The organism is Streptomyces anatolicus (genome assembly GCF_019400875.1).
GTDB classification, from domain to species: domain Bacteria; phylum Actinomycetota; class Actinomycetes; order Streptomycetales; family Streptomycetaceae; genus Streptomyces; species Streptomyces anatolicus.
Genome location: NZ_WMBF01000448.1, coordinates 1 through 5,195, shown reverse-complemented (window position 1 = coordinate 5,195; position 5,195 = coordinate 1). Strand labels below are relative to the sequence as shown.

Here is a 5,195-nt window from a genome sequence, read left to right as displayed (position 1 = left end):
GGCTGGGGCTGGGGCTGGGTCCGGGCCGGGGCCTGCGCCGGGGCCGGAGCCTTGGTCTGCGTCATGGTCTGCCCACCTCTTCGTTCGTCACCAGCTCGGCACATCGGTGATCTCCAGGACTGCGGCCGTGCAGGTGTAACCGGCGCCGCCGCCGAACAGCAGTACGCGGTCGCCCGCCGCGACGGCCCCCGTCGTCACCAGGTGCTCCAGGCCCGCCGCCCAGTCGCCGCCGCCGACGTGCCCCGTGCGGCGGCCGAAGTCCCATGTCGTCAGCTGCTCCGGGACGTCGAGGACGTCGTGCAGCTGGTGGTCGCCGGGGTTGCGCCCGGTGGCGGGGACGACGACGCGCGCGAGGTCGCCGGTGCTCAGGCCCGCGTCGGCCAGCGCCGCCGTCTTCGCGGCGATCATCGTGCGGGCGAAGCGGAAGACGAGCGCGGTCGGGTCGGCGCCCGCCGCGCTCTGCTCGGCCCGGTGCGCGCGGGCGCGCCCGATGAGGTCGATGGGCTCGGTGGCGGCCGGTGACGCGGTGCGGAACGGCTCGTCGCCCCGGGTGGCGCCCTCCAGGGAGTTGTCCGCCGCCGTGACGGTGGACAGCAGGCGGGCGAACCCGCCCGCGCGGGAGAGCACGAGGGCGGTGCCGCCGTCGCCGTAGACGTTCGAGTCGTGCAGGTTCCAGCGGTCGACGGCGGGGCCCGCCCACCGGTCGGCCGTGGTGACCATCGCGGCGGTCCCGGGCCGCACACCCGCCGTCAGATGGGCGGCGGCCATCTCGATCGCGCCGAGCCCGACGTTGCAGCGCTGCTGCACGTCCATGGCGGGCACCGTGCGCCCCACCGTGCGGGCGGCGACGTACGACGCGGTGGGCCAGATGTCCAGGCCCTGGAACCACAGGCTGCCGTGGAGCAGCAGACTGAACTCGGCGGGCGCGACACCGGACCGCTCAAGTGCGCTGCGGGCCGCGCGCACCGCCATGTCCGGCGGCGCCACGTCGTCCGCGACCAGCGCGGAGACATAGCCGAGCGTGGCGCACCGCTCGGCGTCGTAGCCGCCCTCGCGCACCGCCCGCTCGGCGGGCACCGGCTCGGGCAGCCAGCTGCCCACCGCGGCGATGTGGATGCCGTCCCAACGCATGACTCTCCTCCCGTAGGTCCGACGGGCTCATCGTCGGGGCCGGGGCTGGAGTCCGGGTCGAGCCGGGGGCACGCGAGGGAATCCGGGGCCCCACCAGGCGTTCCGAGGGCCGGGACGGGGGAGAAGGCGCCGGACACCGGTGGCAATCGAGGAATCCTCCAGTGCCCCCGCCGAAGGTCTCGCTGTCCGCCTGTCCCCCAGGCGCTGGCTCCCGGAACACGGTGAGAAGAGGACCCATGAAAGCTCTGGTGCTGTCGGGCGGGACCGGAACCCGTCTGCGACCGTTCAGCTACTCGATGCCCAAGCAGCTCATCCCGATCGCCAACAAGCCCGTCCTGGAGCACGTCCTGGACAACATCAAGGACCTGGGCGTCACCGAGATCGGCATCATCGTCGGCGACCACGAACCGGCGATCGCCGCCGTGTTCGGCGACGGGTCCGGGCTCGGCGTGCGCATCACCTACCTCCGCCAGGAGGCGCCGCTCGGGCTCGCCCACTGCGTCACCCTGGCCAAGGACTTCCTGGGCGACGACGACTTCGTGATGTACCTGGGCGACAACATGCTGCCGCAGGGCGTGCGCGAGGCCGCCGACGCGTTCCGTGCCGGGCGCCCGGCCGCGCAGGTCGTCGTGCAGAAGGTCGCCGACCCGCGCGCGTTCGGTGTCGCGGAGGTCGACGGCGCGGGCGCGGTGCGGCGCCTGGTGGAGAAGCCCGCGGAGCCGCGCAGCAACCTCGCGCTGATCGGCGTGTACTTCTTCACCGCCGCCGTCCACGAGGCCGTCGCCGCCATCGCGCCGAGCGCCCGCGGCGAGCTGGAGATCACGGACGCCGTGCAGTGGCTGCTCTCCGAGGGTCACGAGGTGCGCGCCCACGAGTACGCGGGCTACTGGAAGGACACCGGCAAGGTCGACGACGTACTGGAGTGCAACCGCGAACTCCTCGACGGCGTCGAGCGTTCGGTGGCCGGCGAGGTCGACGCGCGGTCCACGCTCATCGGCGCGGTCGTCGTCGAGCCGGGCGCGCGCGTCGTGCGCTCGGTCATCGAGGGCCCGGCCATCGTCGGCGCGGGCACGGTCATCGAGGACAGCCGCATCGGCCCGCACACCACCATCGGCCGCGACTGCGTCCTGACCGGCGCCCGGCTGGAGTACTCGATCGTCCTGGACGGCGCGACGGTCTCCCACGTGGGCGGCCTGCGCGGTTCGCTGCTCGGCCGCTCCGCCGCCGTCAGCGGCTCCGAACTCGGCAGCCACCACCGCCTGGTGGTCGGCGATCACACCCGCGTGGAGGTCGCGGCATGAGAATCCTCGTCACCGGAGGGGCCGGTTTCATCGGCTCCCACTACGTCCGCACCCTGCTGGCAGGCGGCTACGAGGGCCTTGGGGGGTACGAGGGGTACACGGACGCACGCGTCACCGTGGTCGACAAGCTGACCTACGCGGGCAACCGCGCCAACCTCCCGGCCTCCCACCCGCGCCTGGACTTCGTACACGGCGACATCACCGACCGCGCGCTCCTGCTCGACCTGCTGCCCGGCCACGACGCGGTGGTGCACTTCGCCGCCGAGTCGCACGTGGACCGCTCCGTGGAGTCGGCCGCCGCGTTCGTCCACACCAACGTGGGCGGCACCCAGACCCTGCTGGACGCCGCTCTCGCCACCGGCGTGCGGCGCGTCGTGCACGTCTCCACGGACGAGGTGTACGGATCGATCGAGCGGGGCGCGTGGACGGAGGAGTGGCCGCTGCTGCCCAACTCCCCCTACGCGGCCTCCAAGGCGGCCTCCGACCTGATCGCCCGCTCCTACTGGCGCACCCACGGCCTGGACGTGTCGATCACCCGCTGCTCCAACAACTACGGCCCCTACCAGCACCCCGAGAAGCTCATCCCGCTGTTCGTCACCAACCTCCTGGAGGGTGAGGGGGTGCCGCTCTACGGGGACGGCACCAACGTGCGCGAGTGGCTGCACGTGGACGACCACTGCCGGGCCATCCAGCTGGTCCTCACCGGCGGCCGCGCGGGCGAGATCTACAACGTCGGCGGCGGCAACGAGCTGACGAACCGCCAGATGACGCAGCGGATCCTCGACCTGTGCGGCGCCGAGTGGAGCAGCGTGCGGCACGTCGCCGACCGCAAGGGCCACGACCTGCGGTACGCCCTGGACGAGACCAAGATCCGCGAGGAGCTGGGCTACGAGCCGCGCGTCTCCTTCGCGCAGGGGCTCGCCGACACCGTCGCCTGGTACCGCGACAACCCCGGCTGGTGGAAGGCGGCCAAGCACGGCGCCGAGGAGCGGACTGCATGAGCGGCATCACAGGCATCACAGGCACCACAGGCACCTCGTCCGCCCCGCAGGCCCCGCAGGTCCTGATCGTCGGCGCCGGTCCGGTCGGCCTGAGCGCCGCCCACGAACTGGCCCGGCACGGCGTACGAGTCCGCCTCGTCGACGCCGCCCAGGGCCCCGCCACCACCAGCCGCGCCCTGGCCAACCACGCCAGGACCCTGGAGACGTACGACCAGATGGGCGTCCTGGACGAACTGCTGGCGCGCGGACAGCGGGTCGAGCACTTCACGCTGCACCAGAACGGCCGCCGCCTGATCCGCTTCGACACCGACTACAGCCGGCTGCCGACCCGCTTCCCGTTCACGCTCATGGTCGACCAGGTCATCACCGAGGAAGTGCTGCGCGCGGCCGCGTCCCGGTACGGCGTCGACGTCGAATGGGGCGTGCGGCTCACGGAGTTCGAGGACACGGGCGCGGGCGTGACCGCCCGGCTCGCCCACGCCGACGGCCGGGTGGAGACCGTCGCGGCCGACTGGCTGGTGGGCTGCGACGGCGGGCACAGCACCGTGCGCAAGCAGCTCGGCATCGACCTGGTCGGCGACTCCAGCGAGACCTGGCTCATCGCCGACGCCGTCGTCCACTGCGACCTGCCGCGCGACTCCATCCACTGGATGCGGACCCCTCGGGGCACGGTGATGATGGTGCCCTTCCCCGACCCGGGCAAGTGGCGCCTGCTCGACACCGCCGAGACGTCCTACGGCGGGGACGACGCCATGGTGGCCCGCCGGTTCGCCGAGAAGATCGGTACCGGCATCGGGCGCCCGGTGCGGGTCGAGGAGCCGAGCTGGGTCTCCGTCTTCACCATCCAGCAGCGCATGATCCCCCGGATGCGCGCCGGGCGCTGCTTCCTCGCCGGTGACGCCGCCCACGTGCACAGCCCCGCCTCCGGCCAGGGCATGAACACCGGCGTCCAGGACGCCGTCAACCTCGCCTGGAAGCTCGCCGCCGTGGTGCGCGGCGAGGCGGCGGAGTCGGTGCTCGACAGCTACGGCCCCGAACGCGTCCCGGTCGGCGCGGAGCTGCTGCGCTCCACCGGCATGGCCACGGCCCTGGTGCAGTTGCGCAGCCGGACCGCCGCGGCGGCGCTGCGGACCGTCTTCACCGTGCTCAGGACACTCCGGCCGGTGAAGTCCAGGATCCAGCGCAAGATCATGGGCGGTATGTCGGCGCTCGGTCTGCACTACACCGACGGGCTGCTGGCCGCCGCCGAAGCCTCCGGCGCGCCCGCCGACGGCCCCGTGCCGGGCACGCGGGTCGTACGGGTCACCGCGGCGGGCCTCGCCGCGTCCGAGGGCTGGCGGCACTTCCTCGACGAACTGCGCCGCCCCGGCTGGACACTGCTCGCCGCCGACGCGGACACGGCCGGGCTGGACGCGCTGCGGGAGATCGCCCGGGGTTACCCGGTACGGGTGCGGACGCTGGACGGCACCAGGGACACCGGGGGCGACGGCCCGGTGGACGGCCCGCTCCCGCTCCCCGACCCGGGTGGCCTGCTGCGCGCCGCCCTCGGCCTGACGCACGGCGGCTGGGTGCTGGTGCGCCCGGACGGCTACACGGCCGCGACCGGCCCCTCCGTCTCGGCCCGGCCACCGGGCCCCGTGCTCGACGGGCTGGGAGTACTGGCCGCCGTCGGCGTGAGCGCCCTGTAAGGGGCGCGGGGAACGGCGCGAGCACCCACGACCAGCCCGCACAGAAAGCCCCGCAGCCCGGCAGACGGCACCGC

Annotated in this window: 4 protein-coding genes; 3 read left to right on the top strand and 1 reads right to left on the bottom strand. The window is 73.6% G+C overall.

Annotated features, from left to right (window positions below; all coding sequences use genetic code 11):
* Positions 1–87: 87 nt before the first annotated feature.
* Entirely contained in the window at positions 88–1,131 is a 1,044-nt protein-coding gene (locus GKQ77_RS27120) for a ketoacyl-ACP synthase III family protein (protein WP_219691562.1), read from the bottom strand.
* Between the two features lie 236 nt (positions 1,132–1,367).
* Here GKQ77_RS27120 and GKQ77_RS27115 point away from each other — a divergent pair, with 236 nt between their 5' ends.
* Genes GKQ77_RS27115 through GKQ77_RS27105 form a run of 3 tightly spaced genes read left to right on the top strand, consistent with a single transcriptional unit; the run spans position 1,368 to position 5,121 of the window.
* A complete protein-coding gene (locus tag GKQ77_RS27115; RefSeq protein ID WP_219691561.1) occupies positions 1,368–2,432 on the top strand; it encodes a glucose-1-phosphate thymidylyltransferase in 1,065 nt (354 codons plus the stop codon).
* Positions 2,429–3,433 (top strand): dTDP-glucose 4,6-dehydratase, encoded by a 1,005-nt coding sequence (rfbB, locus tag GKQ77_RS27110; protein WP_219691560.1) that lies wholly within the window; start codon positions 2,429–2,431, stop codon positions 3,431–3,433. Before GKQ77_RS27115 ends, rfbB begins: the two co-directional genes overlap by 4 nt.
* Positions 3,430–5,121 carry an FAD-dependent oxidoreductase gene (locus GKQ77_RS27105; RefSeq protein ID WP_219691559.1) on the top strand — a complete coding sequence of 564 codons (1,692 nt, stop codon included), beginning with the start codon at positions 3,430–3,432 and terminating at the stop codon, positions 5,119–5,121. The genes rfbB and GKQ77_RS27105 overlap by 4 nt, the downstream gene beginning before the upstream one ends.
* Positions 5,122–5,195 lie beyond the last annotated feature (74 nt).